The 16,728-nt window shown below is 41.8% G+C and carries 20 protein-coding genes and 2 pseudogenes; 18 read left to right on the top strand and 4 right to left on the bottom strand.

The window, feature by feature from the left end; translation table 11 throughout:
* Positions 1 to 109 precede the first annotated feature (109 nt).
* Positions 110 to 535 carry an ASCH domain-containing protein gene (locus tag BTO30_RS06465; protein ID WP_075397904.1) on the top strand — a complete coding sequence of 142 codons (426 nt, stop codon included), beginning with the start codon at positions 110 to 112 and terminating at the stop codon, positions 533 to 535.
* A gap of 189 nt (positions 536 to 724) precedes the next feature.
* Here BTO30_RS06465 and BTO30_RS06460 read toward each other — a convergent pair whose 3' ends face one another.
* Positions 725 to 1,285, bottom strand: a complete 561-nt coding sequence (locus BTO30_RS06460) for a hypothetical protein (protein WP_075397903.1) — start codon at positions 1,283 to 1,285, stop codon at positions 725 to 727.
* Between the two features lie 47 nt (positions 1,286 to 1,332).
* Between BTO30_RS06460 and BTO30_RS17465 the strand changes: the two are divergent.
* A pseudogene (locus BTO30_RS17465) lies at positions 1,333 to 1,461 on the top strand (dihydrofolate reductase family protein); the annotation flags it as partial.
* A gap of 234 nt (positions 1,462 to 1,695) precedes the next feature.
* Positions 1,696 to 2,391, top strand: coding sequence for a DsbA family oxidoreductase (locus tag BTO30_RS06450; protein WP_075397901.1), 696 nt, complete (start codon positions 1,696 to 1,698; stop codon positions 2,389 to 2,391).
* A 73-nt stretch (positions 2,392 to 2,464) separates the two neighbouring features.
* Here BTO30_RS06450 and BTO30_RS17200 read toward each other — a convergent pair whose 3' ends face one another.
* Positions 2,465 to 2,614, bottom strand: a complete 150-nt coding sequence (locus BTO30_RS17200) for a hypothetical protein (protein ID WP_158023569.1) — start codon at positions 2,612 to 2,614, stop codon at positions 2,465 to 2,467.
* Positions 2,615 to 2,768: 154 nt separating this feature from the next.
* Here BTO30_RS17200 and BTO30_RS06445 point away from each other — a divergent pair, with 154 nt between their 5' ends.
* Positions 2,769 to 3,344 carry a metallophosphoesterase family protein gene (locus BTO30_RS06445; RefSeq protein ID WP_075397900.1) on the top strand — a complete coding sequence of 192 codons (576 nt, stop codon included), beginning with the start codon at positions 2,769 to 2,771 and terminating at the stop codon, positions 3,342 to 3,344.
* Positions 3,345 to 3,364: 20 nt separating this feature from the next.
* On the opposite strand, the gene BTO30_RS06440 is transcribed toward BTO30_RS06445, so the two are convergent.
* Positions 3,365 to 4,270: an AEC family transporter gene (locus BTO30_RS06440; RefSeq protein WP_075397899.1), complete on the bottom strand. Its 906-nt coding sequence runs from the start codon at positions 4,268 to 4,270 to the stop codon at positions 3,365 to 3,367.
* 353 nt (positions 4,271 to 4,623) lie between these two features.
* On the opposite strand from BTO30_RS06440, the gene BTO30_RS06435 reads away from it, so the two are divergent.
* The 11 genes from BTO30_RS06435 to BTO30_RS06385 all read left to right on the top strand — a co-directional run bounded on the left by BTO30_RS06435 (position 4,624) and on the right by BTO30_RS06385 (position 12,970).
* Positions 4,624 to 5,385 (top strand): isochorismatase family protein, encoded by a 762-nt coding sequence (locus tag BTO30_RS06435; protein WP_083632325.1) that lies wholly within the window; start codon positions 4,624 to 4,626, stop codon positions 5,383 to 5,385.
* A gap of 31 nt (positions 5,386 to 5,416) precedes the next feature.
* Positions 5,417 to 6,043, top strand: a complete 627-nt coding sequence (locus tag BTO30_RS06430; RefSeq protein WP_075397898.1) for an isochorismatase family protein — start codon at positions 5,417 to 5,419, stop codon at positions 6,041 to 6,043.
* A 19-nt stretch (positions 6,044 to 6,062) separates the two neighbouring features.
* Entirely contained in the window at positions 6,063 to 7,067 is a 1,005-nt protein-coding gene (locus BTO30_RS06425; protein WP_075397897.1) for an ABC transporter substrate-binding protein, read from the top strand.
* A gap of 31 nt (positions 7,068 to 7,098) precedes the next feature.
* Complete coding sequence (locus BTO30_RS06420) at positions 7,099 to 7,905, top strand: ABC transporter ATP-binding protein (RefSeq protein WP_075397896.1); 807 nt, start codon at positions 7,099 to 7,101, stop codon at positions 7,903 to 7,905.
* Entirely contained in the window at positions 7,886 to 8,635 is a 750-nt protein-coding gene (locus BTO30_RS06415; protein ID WP_158023568.1) for an ABC transporter permease, read from the top strand. Before BTO30_RS06420 ends, BTO30_RS06415 begins: the two co-directional genes overlap by 20 nt.
* A 33-nt stretch (positions 8,636 to 8,668) precedes the next feature.
* Positions 8,669 to 9,541, top strand: a complete 873-nt coding sequence (locus BTO30_RS06410) for a polysaccharide deacetylase family protein (protein WP_075397895.1) — start codon at positions 8,669 to 8,671, stop codon at positions 9,539 to 9,541.
* A gap of 371 nt (positions 9,542 to 9,912) precedes the next feature.
* Positions 9,913 to 10,524 carry an acetate uptake transporter gene (locus tag BTO30_RS06405; RefSeq protein WP_075397894.1) on the top strand — a complete coding sequence of 204 codons (612 nt, stop codon included), beginning with the start codon at positions 9,913 to 9,915 and terminating at the stop codon, positions 10,522 to 10,524.
* A 156-nt stretch (positions 10,525 to 10,680) separates the two neighbouring features.
* The gene (locus BTO30_RS06400) at positions 10,681 to 11,442 is read left to right on the top strand and encodes a threonine/serine exporter family protein (protein WP_075397950.1); all 762 of its coding nucleotides are present in this window, start codon (positions 10,681 to 10,683) and stop codon (positions 11,440 to 11,442) included.
* A gap of 13 nt (positions 11,443 to 11,455) precedes the next feature.
* Complete coding sequence (locus BTO30_RS06395) at positions 11,456 to 11,911, top strand: threonine/serine exporter family protein (RefSeq protein ID WP_075397893.1); 456 nt, start codon at positions 11,456 to 11,458, stop codon at positions 11,909 to 11,911.
* 83 nt (positions 11,912 to 11,994) lie between these two features.
* Positions 11,995 to 12,213, top strand: coding sequence for an EamA family transporter (locus BTO30_RS17975; protein ID WP_083632323.1), 219 nt, complete (start codon positions 11,995 to 11,997; stop codon positions 12,211 to 12,213).
* 337 nt (positions 12,214 to 12,550) lie between these two features.
* Positions 12,551 to 12,970, top strand: coding sequence for a universal stress protein (locus BTO30_RS06385; RefSeq protein WP_075397892.1), 420 nt, complete (start codon positions 12,551 to 12,553; stop codon positions 12,968 to 12,970).
* On the opposite strand, the gene BTO30_RS06380 is transcribed toward BTO30_RS06385, so the two are convergent.
* Positions 12,954 to 13,574, bottom strand: a complete 621-nt coding sequence (locus BTO30_RS06380) for a hypothetical protein (protein WP_143331920.1) — start codon at positions 13,572 to 13,574, stop codon at positions 12,954 to 12,956. The genes BTO30_RS06385 and BTO30_RS06380 overlap by 17 nt on opposite strands.
* 168 nt (positions 13,575 to 13,742) lie before the next feature.
* Here BTO30_RS06380 and BTO30_RS06375 point away from each other — a divergent pair, with 168 nt between their 5' ends.
* The 3 genes and pseudogenes from BTO30_RS06375 to BTO30_RS06360 form a co-directional block, all read left to right on the top strand.
* Complete coding sequence (locus tag BTO30_RS06375; protein WP_075397890.1) at positions 13,743 to 13,946, top strand: hypothetical protein; 204 nt, start codon at positions 13,743 to 13,745, stop codon at positions 13,944 to 13,946.
* A 420-nt stretch (positions 13,947 to 14,366) separates the two neighbouring features.
* Positions 14,367 to 14,780, top strand: coding sequence for a (deoxy)nucleoside triphosphate pyrophosphohydrolase (locus BTO30_RS06365; protein ID WP_075397888.1), 414 nt, complete (start codon positions 14,367 to 14,369; stop codon positions 14,778 to 14,780).
* Positions 14,781 to 14,794: 14 nt separating this feature from the next.
* Positions 14,795 to 16,594: pseudogene (locus BTO30_RS06360) on the top strand (DEAD/DEAH box helicase family protein); the annotation flags it as partial.
* Positions 16,595 to 16,728: the final 134 nt, after the last annotated feature.

Here is a 16,728-nt window from a genome sequence, read left to right as displayed (position 1 = left end):
ATGCGTGAAAATAGCATTTGAAAAAAACAGATTCTGCCCATGTTCATAAACATTCTTCTGCATGGACATTTTATAAAAAATATACTTTTACAGGTTGGAGGCCGGCAGAATGAAGGTTTTATCAATGATCCAGCCCTGGGCGAGTCTTTTTGTCCTTGGCGAGGTCAAATATGAAACAAGGTCATGGAAAACGAATTATCGGGGGCCGCTGGCGATTCACACAAGTAAAAAAATGGATAAGGAGGTTTGCAGTAACGAGGCAATCCAGCTGTTGCTCGGTAAGCATGGATACACGAAGGAGAATCTTCCAACCGGCTTGATCATCGCTGTATGCAAGCTTGAAAATTGTCTGAAGGTAACGGAAAACAAAGAGACATGGGCCATGCTGGAAGATGGACAAATCGTTTCAGGCAATGACTATTTTTTAGGGGACTTTAAAGTGGGAAATTATGCTTGGGAAGTTCTTGACATGAAAATATTGGATAAATTTATTCCGGCAAAAGGAAAGCTTGGATTATGGGAGTATGACTTTTGATTCTTTGTTCATTCGTGGTTTTTAGCGGTACAGTAAATGACACCCGAATGAAAAAATCGGATGTCATTACGTTTTTGACTGTATGCTGGCAGCGAAACATATAGGACGGTATTGCATCGTTTTTATTTCTATTTTACATACCTGAACCTGAAGAAATAATTGTTAAGAAAGGGTAAAATTGGTGTTTTTTCAGTTGTCACTAAGGTACGACAGACAATTTAAATATGAGCGGTTCAAATATAGCTGTTTAGACGGATACGGGCTATTCACAAAACCATCATCGATAGAGTCAAAAAATTCATCTGCGGCGTTGAAATAGTGCTGAACCACGACATTGTTTTTCTCAGGGAAGGGCAGGACAATCCCTATAAAGTGTTCACCTTCAACATTTGTCATGCTCCATTCACTGTCATCCATCCAGTTTTGATACGTCCCATTTTCGGTCCGGCTGCCGGCAAAAACAAACGGATTCTTCCATGATTCGAGTATGTCGATGACAAGCGGACGCGTTGATTTCGCCTGCGTTTCTTCTATATAATGGAGCCATATCTGCGGGTGTTCGATGAGCGCGTACCAGTCGTCGATCGCCGTTTCGATCGAGTCGTGTGTCACGTAGGTGCTGAGGAGCGGGATCCACTTGTGATAAAGACGGTCGAGTTTTTTTTCATCCGAATGATCTTCGAAGTAATCAGAAAATCTGGAGCGGATCGAATCGAGCTCGCGTGTGTGAATGGCAGTTATGTTATTCATGTAAAACTCCTTTTTGAATTGATTATATCAAAGGAAGGATGGTTAGGATGGGAAAAGCCGTCCTTTATATTGCAGCAAGCGCAGATGGGTATATTGCACGCGAGGATGGATCAGTTGACTGGCTTGATGATGTTTCGGGTGATGGCGGAGACAATGGATATAGCGTGTTTTACGAGGAAATGGAAGGATGCGGAAGTATTCGGGATGTATTTTCGGACGGTGAGTATTTATATTTTGTGACAAATAATACCGATGGCCGCGGAAACCCGGCGGACGGTGACGATAAACTGTATCGAGTTACTGAATAGACACATTGAAAAGAATGGAATATCTCTTATAAATGGCTGCGGGCTTATGATTTGCGCTTCAATTAAATGTGTCCTACTCTTAAGAAAAGGAGTTGGACAAAGATGAAAGTAGAAATTTGGTCGGACTTTGCGTGTCCATTTTGCTATATTGGAAAGCGTCGTTTTGAACAAGCAGTTCAGCAGTTTGAAGGAAAGGTAGATATCGAATTTCGCAGTTTTGAGCTCGATCCAAATGCGCCGAAAAAAGCAGATCAGGACGTTCATGACATGCTGGCCGGGAAATATGGAATGACGCGTGAACAAGCGAAAGCGATGAACAGTCAATTAACGGGTCAGGCAAAAGAAACCGGACTTGATTATCAAATGGATACACTAATACTGGCGAATACGCATGATGCACATCGTCTATCGCACTTTGCAAAAGAAAAGGGGAAAATGACGGCATTCACAGAACGCGTGCTGAAAGCATACTTTACCGAATCGAAGCATATAGCAGACTTTGAAACACTCGCTCAATTAGCGGAAGAAGCCGGCCTCCTTAAAGAAGAGGCATTGAATGTGCTCGAAAGCGGCCGATACAGCGAGCAGGTGCGGGCGGATCAAGAGGAAGCGCGTCAAGTGGGCGTGCAGGGTGTTCCATTTTTTGTATTTAATGAAAAGTACGCCGTGTCAGGTGCGCAGTCTGTAGAGTCATTTTTGCAGGTTCTCCAGAAAGTGGCATCGGAAGAGCAGGTAACGGCATCTAAAACAGAGTGGTGCGAGGAAGATGACTGTACCGGTCTTGACAGTAAAGAATGATCGGGCTCAAAAAAAAGAATCATTAATTAAACCGCCAAAACTGAGGCGGTTTTTTTATGAACAAACAGAGGCATTAGGGACTATTTTCTAGACGTGATTGCTCATTAAGGTCTTGTTTTTCTTCATAGGCGACTAATGTGCATCCCAATTCATTTTCAAATTTCTTTAATTGTTCCATTTGCTCTGACGATAAGTGCGCGACTGTAAAATCATTCATGATCATAGGTCACCTCCTTACTAACAGCATCCCCGAAAAATAAGGAACTACTCAAATAGAGCGGTGGTTTCTTCCTTCCATTTTATCCCTCGTGTTTCAGCCCGTACATTTGGTCATTCGAAATATACGGTAAAATAATGAATAAAAGGTGATTTAAAAAATGAAGTATGCATTGCTTGGTGATTTGCATTCGAGTATAGAAGATACGAAAGAAGTGCTCGCACATATTATGCGGCATGCGCCGGACGCGAAAGTGGTTGGACTAGGCGATTTGTTTGAATGTACAGTTGGGAAAAAGAAAGCGTCGGTGGTCCGGTTGTCAAAAATAGAAGAAGCAGCTGTCTGGTCAAACGAATTTTTATCGTTGCTTACATTTCCATCCGTGCGCGGGAATCAAGAAGAGCGGATTATGATGGTAACAGGGCGTGATGATTTCAATCATTTACCGGAGAAGATCGTCATTGACGGCGCCGTCTTGCTGCATGGACATCAGTGGAAATGGACGAAAGAATGGATACCGGTGCTGCCGAAAACCGAACCGCCGCTTCTCTTTTTCGGTCATAGTCATGAAGCGGGGCTTTACAGGAAAGGGCGCCGTCTGCCATTTTCGTACGGTGTCCCGGTTTATTTGAAGAAAAAGAGATACGGCATTAACGCTGGCGCCGTGTGGGGTGCGCGTGAATGGGTGCTGTATGACGCAGCCGCGCGCACCGTGACGTTTATGAAAGCGCCATAACCAAAAAAATGCCTCTCGCGCTATACCCCAAGCAAAAAGAGCACAAGGGGAATCGTCAAAATGCTTATTAAAGTCGTAACAAGCGTCGTAAACGAAACGAGGTCCGGTTCCGTGCCAAATTGAATCGCTAACATCGTTGAATTCGCTGCAGCAGGCATCGCCGCCAGCAAAATCATGACATCTTTCAGCACATCATTCACAGGTATCAAGGATAGGATGCCCATTGCCAAAAGCGGCGAAACAATCATCCGAATAACGGCGACCGAACTTACATACCGGTACGCGACCTGTTTCGTGGTAATGACGGCGAGCTGCATGCCAAGCACGAGCATGACAGTCGGAATGGAGGCATTCGCTACTAGGCTGATCGCATCCATAATTGTTGGAGGAATCGGTATATTGAAAAGCTGCAGCATGATTCCGAAAAAGGCTCCATGAAGGACCGGCATCCGCGTGACGCGCTGGAGCGACTGCTTCCATGTTGTTTCTTCCTCTCCGCCGAACGATGCCGCAAACAATCCGACTGTATTCATTAAAAAGGCATGGAAGACCATAATAATAACGGCATAATCGAATCCAGCCGCCCCAAAGGCAAATAATGCAACCGGCGCTCCGTAGTTGCCGCTGTTCATGAATACGCCGCCCAAAATCATGGCCGCTATTTTTTGCCGCGTTGCTTTCATGATTAAACCGGTGAGCAGTGTCACCACAATTAACAAAAAAGCCAAAGCAAGGCAAAAAACCATAATATAAAGGTACTCCATTGTCAGTTCGTTGACATAAAAGGTTCGGAACGAAAGGAATGGGGACATTAAATAAAGCGCTGCCATCGAAATCGATTTTATATCAAAGCCGATGCATTTCTGTCCGGCAAACCCGGTCAGGAAAATTAAAAAAGCGGGTAAAATAATCATTAATAAGTCCAAAGTGGCTTCATCTCCGTCTTTTTCCTCTTTTCTATATCATACCAGATCCGTGCAGCTCTCCATAGAGTGTATGTGAAAAAATTACCAATTGATTTGAAGGTCCTCATAGCGCGCCCTCACACTATTTAAAATCAAGTCGTCTATTTTTGATGGCGTATCCTCCGTTCGTAAAATTTGGCTTCATGTAAAGTCAGCGGTGAAAGAAGGGTAACAATTAGATCAATCTCTATAATTGATTGAATATAAAAAATAATTAGAATATTTTGTTGACAATTTCCTCCCCCTCACTTACTATTACAATTATGATTGATTTGTACAAATTTGTATAAGTTTTGGTCGTTGGAGGGATGCATATGTTTGTGACAATTAAAGAAGCTGCGAATTTGTTAGGGATTTCTACTGCCACTTTACGCCGCTTGGAGAAGGATGAAGAGGTAAAGGGATATGGAATTAGAGTTTATTACACTCCCGGAGGCCAAAGAAGATATTTAAAAGCAGAAATTGAACAATTTTATTTAAATAAGGGTTTTGCAGGAGAGTTTGGTTTAGGTAAAAAGCCGGCTGTTCTGGTCATTGATTGTATTAATGCTTTTACCAGCAAGGAGTCACCCTTAAGCGGAGATTGGGAAAACGAGCTGGAAAATATTAATAATATTATTGCGAAAGCTCACAAAACGGATTGTCCGGTGATTTTTTCCCATTCTTATTATGTTGATAATAATGATGGCATGCTTCTCTGGTCTAAAAAAATCAAAGGAATAGAAGCTCTGGAACTTAATTCCAATGGGGTTGAGTTAGATTCAAGAATGAGAAATAAAAAAAATGATTACCATATTTACTCTAAATTTGTGTCTGTTTATTATCAAACAGAATTATTGGAGATTTTAGAAAAAAATCAATGTGATACATTAATTATTTGCGGTTTTTCTACAAGCGGTTCTGTTCGGACGGTTGCCTCGGAAACGATTCAATACGGTATCCGGCCTATTGTTGCGCTGGAGGCAGTGGGCGATCGTGATTTGCATGTTCATCGAAATAATTTGTCTGACATTGAACAAAAGTTCGCTGACGTTTTAACGGTTCATGATATTCTCAACTATTTAGATAGTGAATAAATAAACGTATCTTTTGAAAGTGGGGACATTTATGGCAATATGGGATGATGTGCTAAATGAGAAAGATAAGGAAATGTTTTCAAAAGCGAATATGGGCGGCACCAAAGAAATAGGGAAAGTTCCTGCCTTGTTAATTGTTGACATGACTTATGGTTTTGTAGACAGTCGTTTTCGGCTTGGCTGCTCAGAAACCGGTTATCCGGCTGCAAGGGCAACAGCGGTTCTCTTAGGTAAAGCCAGAGAAAGAATCATGCCTGTTTTTTTCACGAGGGGTTTCACCGAAAGTCATCATTCCGGAATTGGCATGTGGAAAGGAGGAGAAGATAAGAGTGAGTTAGAAAATACAATTGTTGATGAAGTTAAGCCTTTAGATCATGAAATCATTCTGCAAAAAAGAAGGCCAAGTGCTTTCTTTGGAACCAATTTGGTGGATATGCTGATTTATCATGGCGTTGATACATTAATCATTACAGGTATAACCACCAGTGGCTGCGTTAGAGCGAGTGTAGTGGATGCTTTTTCTTATAATTTCACGGTACTGATCCCGGAGGAGTGTGTTAGTGATAGAAGTCAAATTTCTCATAAGGTTAGCTTGCTGGACATGCATATGAAGTATGCGGATGTAATAAAGTTGGAGAATTTGCTGGAAATTATGTAACTAATAGGGGGAGACAGTAATGAAAATAAGTAGAAAAGCTAAATTTGGGCGACTGCTGCTATTTGTTTTACTTTTAGTATTTACCACTGCTTGCAGTAACTCTCAATCTCCTGATTCTGCACCCGACGATAAAGCATCGGCTGACAGTGATGTGCCATTAAATATAGGAACGTTAAAAATCGGTGCCCTTACTAATTTATACGCAGCGGAAAAATTAGGCTATTTTAAGGAACAGGGTCTAAAAGTAACCTTTACACAGATGGGTGGCGGCGCAGAATTACTGCCTGCGGTCAGTGCGGGCAAAATCGATATCACTCTTAGTACTCCTTCACCGGCTATACAGGCGAATGAAAAAGGCTTCGATTTTAAAATGGTCATGCAAAATGAAGTAGCTGCAGAACAAGACAAAGATTCCCAGGCTTTGTTTGTTCTTAAAGATAGTGGAATTAAAAGTATAAAGGAACTTAAAGGGAAAAGAATAGCAGTTAACAATATAGGCAGCCAGATGTGGCTTTCTGTGGCTGAGGTTTTAGATGAAAATGGTATAGATAAAAATGAGGTTGATTTTATCGAACTCCCGTTTTCAAATATGGAAGATTCCTTATCAAACAAGCAGGTAGATGCTGTGTTTAATGTAGAACCATTCACGACAAAAATGAATACAAACGGTGCATTCAATATTATTTCTTACGCTGCAATGGAATCACTGCCAAAGCAGCCTCTAGGCGCATTCTGGGCTTCTGAAAAATGGTATAAAGACAATGAAGAAACGGCTGAGAAATTTGTGGAGGCTATGAATAAGACCAATGAATATTTGGCTGGTCATCCGGATGAAACGAAACAATTCATGGCTGATTATACAGAAATAGACCTGTCATTAATAAACAAAATGATGCCGATACTTTGGGATTCAAAAGTGGATGAAAACACCGTTCAAGCGTTATTGGATCTGATGAAGAAGCACGAATTATTGAAGGATGAAATGGATGCAGAATCTGTTCTATTTCCTTCAGCACTTAAGTGACTAAACTTTTGCGTTTGGAGGTGCGGATCATATGGCAGATAATTATATACAGGTAAATTCGGTGAGCAAACATTTTGGTGTGGGTGAAGCGCGCAAAATGATATTGAACAAAATTTCTTTTCCAATTGAGAAAGGCAGCTTTGTATCTATTATTGGACCTTCTGGATGCGGGAAATCCACCATGCTGCAAATTATTGCTGGACTTCAAGAGGCAGCAGAAGGAGAGGTAATACTAGGTAATAAAAAGGTCGATGCACCACCGTTTGATATGGTCTACTTATTTCAACAATACAATAAGTCCATTTTTCCTTGGAAAACGGTAAAAGAAAATGTCAAGTTCGGAATGGAAAGCAGAAAGAAGTGGAGTAAATCTGAAATAGAGCAGAGAAGCAACGAGATGATCGAGTTGGTGGGACTTTATGATTGTAGAGATTATTATACACACCAGCTTTCCGGGGGAATGCAGCAGCGTGTTGCTATAGCAAGAGCCTTGGCTTGTGAACCGGACGTATTGTTAATGGATGAGCCTTTCAGTGCTGTGGATGCTATGACGAGAGGTTCGTTACAAGATCTCGTTTTAGATTTATGGACAAAATTGGGGCTTACGATATTATTTGTCACTCATGATATTGATGAAGCGGTTTACTTATCCAGTAGAGTCATCGTGTTGAATCGGGCACCTCGTAATTTGGCTGCGGATGTTTCGATCGATCTGCCTTATCCGAGGGAACGACTAACCACACCGGAAATGCCTAATTTTTTGAAATATAGGCATCAGTTATATGAAGAAATTTTCGATGCGGAAAAGAGGGGAAATAGTGAAGAAATTATGGCATAGCCGTTTATCAGGCGTATTATTAATTGTTTTCTTACTGTTGCTCTGGGAATGGACTGTTACGTTCGGTATCGTACAGTCCCCATCTTTTCCATCCATTAGTTCCGTTTTCAAATCTTGGGGTACTTTAATTGTTTCGGGAGAATTGTTTCAGCAATTAGGTTCAAGTCTGTACAGAATGTTTATGGGATATTTTATTGCGGCGGTACTTGGGGTTTTTTTCGGATTGCTGATGGGTTATTACCGCTTCTTTTACTTTTTGTTAGAACCTTTAGTCGAAATTTTTCGTCCGATTCCCACACCTGCTTATATACCAATTGCGATTTTATTTTTAGGGCTTGAAAATGAAATGAAAGTATTTTTAATAGCAACAGCTACATTTTTCCCTATTTTATTAAACACATTTAGTGGCGTAAGACAGGTAGATCAAGTGCAGATTGATACAGGCAGAACATTCGGTCTCACGTCTGGAGAAATTGTAAGAAAGATTATTCTTCCATGTGCAATTCCACATATTTTTACCGGGCTGCGCATTAGTCTTGGAATTGGACTTATCATGGTTGTCATTTCAGAAATGGTTGCTGCCAACAACGGAATAGGTTATTTTATTTTGCAGGCGCAACGGACATTTGAGGTATCCAATATGTATGCTGGCATTTTCACTCTAGGGGCTATCGGATATTTGTTAAATGTAATTTTTGTTCGATTGGAAAGAAAAATTGTACATTGGTAAACAAGCAGAGTAAGAGTAAAGGAGAAATGGGCGATGCAGTTCCCTCTAATTTATGAACCGGTTATCGACAGAAAACCTATCGTCTGGCCAGAAAACAAAAAACTAGTGGTTCTTTTTGTTCTCAATGTTGAATATTTTGAACCCGATCTGCCCTCTACTTCTGTCAATCCCGCATTCGCAGGTTTTGTTCCAGATGTTTACAATTATTCTTGGCGGGATTATGGTGCCAGAGTAGGGGTTTGGAGGATAATGGAAATGTTGGATAAACATAATATACCAGCAACGGTGGCATTAAATGCTTATGTTTGTCAGCACTATCCAAGAATAATAGAAGAAATACAAAAACAAAATTGGGAAATAATAGCTCACGGTTTGGCAAATTCCCAGCCTATTCGTTCGATGGAAGAAAAGGAAGAAAAAGAAACAATCAGTAAAACAATAAAGATAATCGAAGAGGCGACAGGTTATAGACCAAAGGGATGGTTAGGACCTGCGCTCGCGGAGACTTGGAATACACCAAGGTTGCTGGAAGAAATCGGAATAGAGTATGTTTGTGATTGGTTAAATGACGAAGAACCTTACCAGATGGCGACACCAGGTAAAAAACTTATTTCCGTGCCTTATTCTGCCGAGCTAAATGATATTCAATGTTTTCTGCGCGGCGGCTATATGGCCCCGGATTATCTACAGCTCCTTAAAGATCAGTTTGATGTATTGCATCAAGAGAGTCAAATTAGAGGGAAAGTGATGACGATACCACTTCACCCTTTTGTCATCGGTCATCCTTTCCGCATGAAATACTTAGAACAAGCGGTTAAACACATGATGGAAAAAACAGATGTATGGTTCTGTACGGCTTCGGACATCGTCAGGTCTTATCGTGCCCAATCTTTTGTGAAGCGGTGAGACAAGTATTTTATGGAAAAAAGTTCAAGTGAAAAGTTGCAGCCTAAAAGAATCAGGCTGTAACTTTTTGTTTTGTAACACCTGCGGCCATTTCATAAGAACGAAGACGGATCCGATAACCGATAATTTGGAAAAAGATCATCATTTCATTTATTTGGTCCATTAGTTCAGAAGATTTACAGCGTTATGCAGAATATGAATGGAGAAAAGGAGGATCTTACGTTCTATAGATACTTTTATTGGATTAAGGTAAAATACGATGTAGTGGTTTGCGGCAAATGATACATATTGAATTATGACCGACTAGTCGGTAATAGCGTAAAAAGTGAGACACTGCTAATGAGAAAAACAAAAGAATTGGAGGAACAAAGATGAGTGAAGTAAAAGAGGTAAAAGTCGTAACAGCCGACCCGTCAGCAATTGGACTATTCGGGCTGGCCATTGTCACACTCGTGGCGTCATCGCTAAAACTGGGCTGGACAGAAGGTCTTTCATTTGTCATTCCGTGGGCCATTTTCCTTGGCGGGATTGCGCAGTTTTACGCATCCATTCTTGACGCAAAATTAAATAATACGTTCGGGGCATCAGCATTTGCCGCTTATGGCTTGTTCTGGATGGCCGTCAGTACATCCTGGCTTATGCAGCTGGGCGTTTTTGGGGAAACAGTACAGGCAAACATCGACCCGCGGCAGCTGGGAATGGTGTATTTAGGATATTTAATTTTCACGTTATTTATGACGATTGGTGCGATGGAAATAAATAAGGTGCTCTTTTTCGACTTTGTCTTGATTGATTTTCTGTTTATCGGATTAACATTAAGCTCGTTCGGGATTATGGAAGATGCGGCGCACACGTTAGCGGCGTATGCTGAACTGCTGATCGCGCTTGTATCCTTTTACGGTGCGGGGGCATCCGTATTAAACAAGCACTTTGGACGTGAATTTTTGCCGGTTGGCAAACCATTTAACATGTTTAAACAATAAAGCAGATAGGCAGAAGAGCTGTTCTAACCGTCAATAACAATTGACATAGGACAGCTCTTTTTTCCCTTTTTGCACAGTAATTTGTGAAGGGATGTGCATGACGGTACGGGCATGATAGGCTATAATGATGGCATTGACAAAGATTGGAGTGATTTGATGGATGCCAATCTCGAAGAAAAGTACGACATTATGGATGTCAGTCTGCTTGCGGGGAAAATCATGCTGGAAAACGGCGCAGAGACGTACCGGGTGGAGGACACGATGATGCGGATAGCGCAGGCATTCGGCATTCCTGAGTCACACAGTTTTGTGACACCGACGGGCATCATGTTTTCCATTGAAACAGATGAACCGACGAAAACGAAGCTCACGCGTATTTCGCGGCGGACAACGGATTTATATAAAGTCAGTGCGGTCAATTCAATCTCCCGGCGGATCAGCGCAGGGGAACTGACGACTATACAGGCGTACCGGGAGCTGAAGGAGCTGCAGACAGCCCCCATGTTTTTTTCTTTTATGATGCAAATTTTCGCGGCGGCATCGGCAAGCGGGTGTTTTGTTATTTTGTTAAAAGGCAGCTGGGATAATGTGCTGCCGGCGATGATTGCCGGCGGACTGGCTTACTTTATTGTGCTGAAAGTATCGGATGTTGTCCCGACGATGTTCTTTTCTGAATTTATGGCGGCGCTGGCCGGGGGAACACTGTCGTACCTGTTTTATCGAATCGGGTTTGGCGGTGATCTCGATCGGATTATTGTCGGCGCCCTCATCCCTCTCGTACCCGGTTTGCTGATTACCAATGCCGTGCGCGATTTAATGGCGGGGCATTTTATTTCAGGCCTTGCCAAAGGGGCGGAAGCGCTCTTAACAGCACTGGCAATCGGAAGCGGGATTGCGGTCGTCATGACGTTTATTTAAGGGAGTGATGCAGGTGACGATTTTATCCAATATGCTGCTCAGTTTTCTTGCCGCTGCCAGCTTCGGCGTCATGTTTAACGTGCCGAAAAAACTGCTGGTGAAGTGCGGCACTGTCGGTATGGCCGGATGGATGGTGTTCTTTTTCTTATCAGAACATGCCGTGGACCCATTGCCTTCTACGGTCGCCGCAGCCTTTACAGTGGCGGTGATCGGACATGTTTATGCGAGGGTGTATAAAACGCCGGTGATCATCTTTACCGTCGCCGGCATCATTCCGCTCGTCCCCGGCGGAACTGCTTATCGGGCCATGCGTGCCTTTGTGCAAAATGACTACGAAAACGCCCTCAGTCTTGCGGCTAAAGCGTTTATGATCTCCGGGTCCATCGCCCTCGGACTTGTTTTATCTGACGTATTTTACCAACTGATTTTGAGGAAAAAAATGCGTCCGGAAAATGACGCCGCCGTATGAGATATAAAAAGAAAGAAGGGACATTTTGCAACGCATTCGGCCTTATATCATACTCATCTTCATTATGATGATCTGGGGATTTAATCTATAACAATACTATAACGAAAATCGGTCCGTCTGAATCGGCTATTTTTCTGAATTTGAACACCTTTTTTTCCATCGTCGGCTCGGCTGTTATGTTAGGTGAACCGATTTATTACTACCACTGGCTGGGACTTTTACTCATTGTTCCTGGCGTGCTGATGGGATCCGGTGCACTTGAAGATATGATTCGAAAGAGGGCTCGGGCGGGAAAAGTGTAATCGTTAAAAAGCGCTAAGAAGGAGATGTCTCAAGAGTTGATCGAGACATCTTCTTCTTCTTTCGCTGGCCGGCTTTTTTTGTCTCCGTTGAAAGTTTTTTAAAGGCATTTGATTTCACCGCGGCGAATAAAGATAGTACGATCCATTTTGCCGATGCACATGTATGGGATGATTCCGCTGCCGGCTCGATTGATAAATCCGTTTTGAAATACCGGGAAAACAACAATATGGTGACGATTTTAGGGCTTGATCACGCAAGAAAAAATATCGTCAATAAACTGGCGGTTTATGATAAGGCAAACGCCAAGTTGCCATCACATGAAGGGGAGTGAAAAGGATGTATAAAAGAATCTTACTGGCCGCTGATGGATCTGAAAATGCGCTGCGGGCCGCAAAAGAAGCCGTTAAAGTCGCTTCTTTATCCGAAAACGGCGAAGTCACCATCGTATTCGTCGCTGATTTCTCTAAATCAAAAAGCGAAATCCTCCATTCGAAGGGAACAGAGGAGCTGCAGCTGGCACGCCGCAAAAAGCTGCTGTCTGTTGAGGAAGAACTGAAATCGAATGGCATCCCGTACACCGTCCATATTTTACACGGCGAACCGGGGCCTACAATCGTCGAATACGCAAACGAGCAGGAATATGACCTTGTCATTATCGGCAGCCGCGGTCTGAACGCTCTCCAGGAAATGGTCCTCGGAAGCGTCAGCCATAAAGTCGTCAAGCGCGTCAACGGGCCGGTTATGATTGTGAAATAACACACTGTTTTTCTTTTAACAGAGGACAATATGGGCATTTGCTGCACCCCGGCACTTCTTTATACAAGCAGCATGTCTGCCGGCTGAAGTTTTCCATCGCTTCGGCCGGCTTTTTCTTCTGCAAAAAACGCTCGTATCCTTTAAGCAGCCGCAAATCATCCGCATCCTCCAGCACATTGACGTACATCCAAAGCGCATATCCAAAAAGATTTTCCCGGGAAATAATCGGGGAAAGCTTCGCATTTTTCGCAAGCAATTCAATGACAGGGTTCACAAGCCGATCCAGAATCAGTCCCGCACCGCCATCATCACACTCCTCCCATTCCTCATGCTTCAGCTGAAAGAAAAGCGGCCACGGTTCACCGGAGCCGGCGACCATCTCAATCTGGTCAGGCGTCCCGTTCCATACGCGTCTATATTTACTGAACATGTAGAGATGGCCGGCGATAAAAAGACCGTAGCGGCGCATCCACAGTGAAGCAGCTGCCGGTATAGAAGTGACCTTCAGGTGGGCTTTCGCTGAAGCTGTTAACGTATCTATGTGAGAAAGCCAGTCATAAACAGTCCCGGACGCCGGTTCGTTTTTCATAAATTTAAAAGGCACAAGTTCCTCCCGCATATCCTCACCTCGTTTTTCCTCCATTATAAGTGATAATGATTATCAAAATCAAAATAAACATACAAAGATTGCAGCCTTCCATGTAGTGTATTGCAGTTACGTAAAAGCGCGTATCTTCATAATTTGTAAGTAAGAAGAAAGGAGGTGGAGTAAATGGGTCATCAGAACGAAAAAGACTGGGAAAAAGACGAAGACAAAAAGAAGGACATGGATAAATTCAAGTGTAAATGCAAATGTAAGTGCAAAGACAAAAAGAAGGACAAAGACAAAGATAAAGACAAAGATAAAGACAAGGACAAACATGATTGCGGCTGCAAAAAGAAGGATGATTTCAATCCGGGCAAAAAAGATTGGTGAGCACAGCGCTGAGCGGCTGAAAGATCTTTGAAGGCTGCCGGTTAACAGCTGAAGACACATCAATAAAGGCCGGGAAACATGCCGGGGCTGTCTCAAAAGACCATGGAGACAGCCCTTTTCTCATTTCTATAGCCGGATTTCTTGCAGTTGGGCCGGAATTTCTGATCTTGGACCGGATTTCTAACAGTTTGAGCCGGAATTTCTGATTTTGGGCCGGTTTCCTTACAGTGTGGGCCGAATTTCCGTTAATTCGGCCCTGAAGAAGCGGAATCCGGCCTTTCAATCAATAAATCGGCCTAAATGGCTCAAAATCCGGCCTTTTTATACTTGTGGGACAGCTTCGTTTTTGTGTTTGAGAAAGAGGAAGCAGGCAGACGGTTAAAATTATGCTAAAGTTAAGAAAAAAGGAGCTGATCTTTTATGAAAAAATTCGTCCGTGTTGTCGGTGCCGTTATTGAAAACGAGCAGCAGCATATACTATGTGCTCTCCGCTCTCCCAATATGACACTTCCAAACCTGTGGGAGTTTCCAGGCGGTAAAATTGAACAAAATGAAACACCGGAACAAAGCCTGAAAAGAGAAATTGCCGAAGAACTTTCCTGCACAGTAGAGGTGGGAGAGAAGATTGAAGAAGTCGTTCATGAATATGAAGCGGTCATTGTGAATTTACTTACATACAAATGCCGCATTACAGAAGGTACACCAACTGCCGAAGAACACGCCGAACTCCGATGGGTGCCTTTAGCTGAACTGAACCAGCTCGAATGGGCACCCGCAGATATTCCGACGATAGATAAGCTATTAGCGGACAAAATCAACAAAAATAATGCGTAATGAATGGTGATCATATGGCGAATTTTATTCAAAATTTAGAAGCATCATTACATAAAGGGTTTATTGATCAAAACGCCGATAAAAATGGAAGTTATAGGCCTAAGTTGTTAGTCAATAATGCGAAGAAAAATGAAAACGTCTTAACTTCATTATTAGAGGAGCTTGAAAGCAGTCATTCTTTTATTTTTTCTGTTGCTTTTATTACAGAAAGCGGTCTTGCTACGCTTAAATCTCGGTTTCTTGATCTTAAAAGGAAAGGGATTCGTGGACAGATTTTAACATCGACTTTTTTACATTTTAATCAGCCTAAAGTATTTAGAGAATTGCTGAAAATTGAAAACGTAGAAGTGAGGTTGACAAACTTAGAAGGCTTTCATTCGAAAGGATACATATTTAATCATAACACCCACTACTCACTCATTGTTGGGAGCTCTAATTTAACGGCACATGCCCTAAAGGTAAACTATGAATGGAATGTAAAACTCACTTCACTTGAAAATGGAGAGATTGTCCATCACTTCAAAAATCAATTTGAAGAAGTGTGGGATGATGCTCAGCCATTAACTGAACAGTGGATTGAAAATTATGAAAAGACGTATACACAAATTGTAGACCGTAACACAATGGAACAAGTGATAGAATTGCCTACTATATACGAGGTAAATTCTATTGAGGATTCTTTAAAGATTGTGCCAAATAAAATGCAACAAGATGCCTTAGAACAAATTCAGGCGGTTCGAGATGCTGGAAAAGACAAAGGGTTAGTCATTTCAGCAACAGGAACGGGAAAAACGTATCTCTCCGCATTTGATGTGAGACGTTTTGCTCCTAAGCGTATGCTTTTTATTGTTCATCGAGAGCAAATATTAAATAAAGCAAAATCAGATTTTATAAAGATTCTCTGTGGGATTGACGAAGACTTCGGAATTTTATCTGGGGAGAAAAAGCAAACAAATGCTAAATATTTATTTGCTACCATTCAAACGATTTCAAAAGAAAAAAATTTGAATCAATTTAATCCGGATGCATTTGATTATATTTTAATTGATGAAGTGCATAAAGCAGGAGCCGCCTCTTACCTAAAAGTGATTAATTACTTCAAACCAAAATTTTTAATGGGAATGACTGCTACACCAGAACGTACAGATGATTTTAATATATATGAACTATTCGATTACAACATTGCGTATGAAATTCGTTTGCAAGAAGCGCTTGAAGAAGATATGCTTTGTCCTTTTCATTATTTTGGTGTGACAGACTTGGAATATAACGGAGAATCCATTGAAGATGCGACTCTTTTATCGAAACTCGTCGCTGATGAGCGTGTAAATCATTTAATTGAAAAGATTGAATATTACGGTTTTTCTGGTGAGCGAGTGAAAGGATTAATGTTTTGTAGTCGAAAAGAAGAAGCAAAAGAACTTTCTCTCTCATTAAATAAAAAAGGTTTACGTACAGTTGCTTTAGTAGGTGATCATTCTCAAGAAGAAAGGGAACAACGAGTAGTCGAATTAGAAAATGGGTTATTGGACTATATTTTAACAGTAGATATTTTCAACGAGGGAATCGATATTCCAAGCGTGAATCAAGTTGTCATGTTAAGGCAAACACAATCGAGCATCATCTTCATTCAGCAACTTGGACGAGGGCTCCGCAAACATGAGTCGAAAGATTTCGTTACTATCATTGATTTTATCGGGAACTATAAAAATAACTATTTAATTCCGATTGCTCTTTCAGGGGATAAATCACAAAATAAAGACAATATACGTCGACGTATGAAGGATACAAGTTATATAAAAGGTGTTTCAACGCACGCGTGTTGATTATGAATAATCTTCCATAAATAAACGACAAAAAAGAGATGCCCTCTTGTAAAATGTAAGTACGACCAAACACTTACGAGAAGAGGCATCCTCTATGAAAAAGAATACCATGTTCCCGAGTT

It is taken from the genome of Domibacillus antri, from assembly GCF_001936625.1.
In the GTDB taxonomy this organism is placed as follows: domain Bacteria; phylum Bacillota; class Bacilli; order Bacillales; family Domibacillaceae; genus Domibacillus; species Domibacillus antri.
The sequence above is the reverse complement of the archived record's forward strand: the minus strand, read 5'-3'. Positions and strand labels throughout refer to the sequence as shown.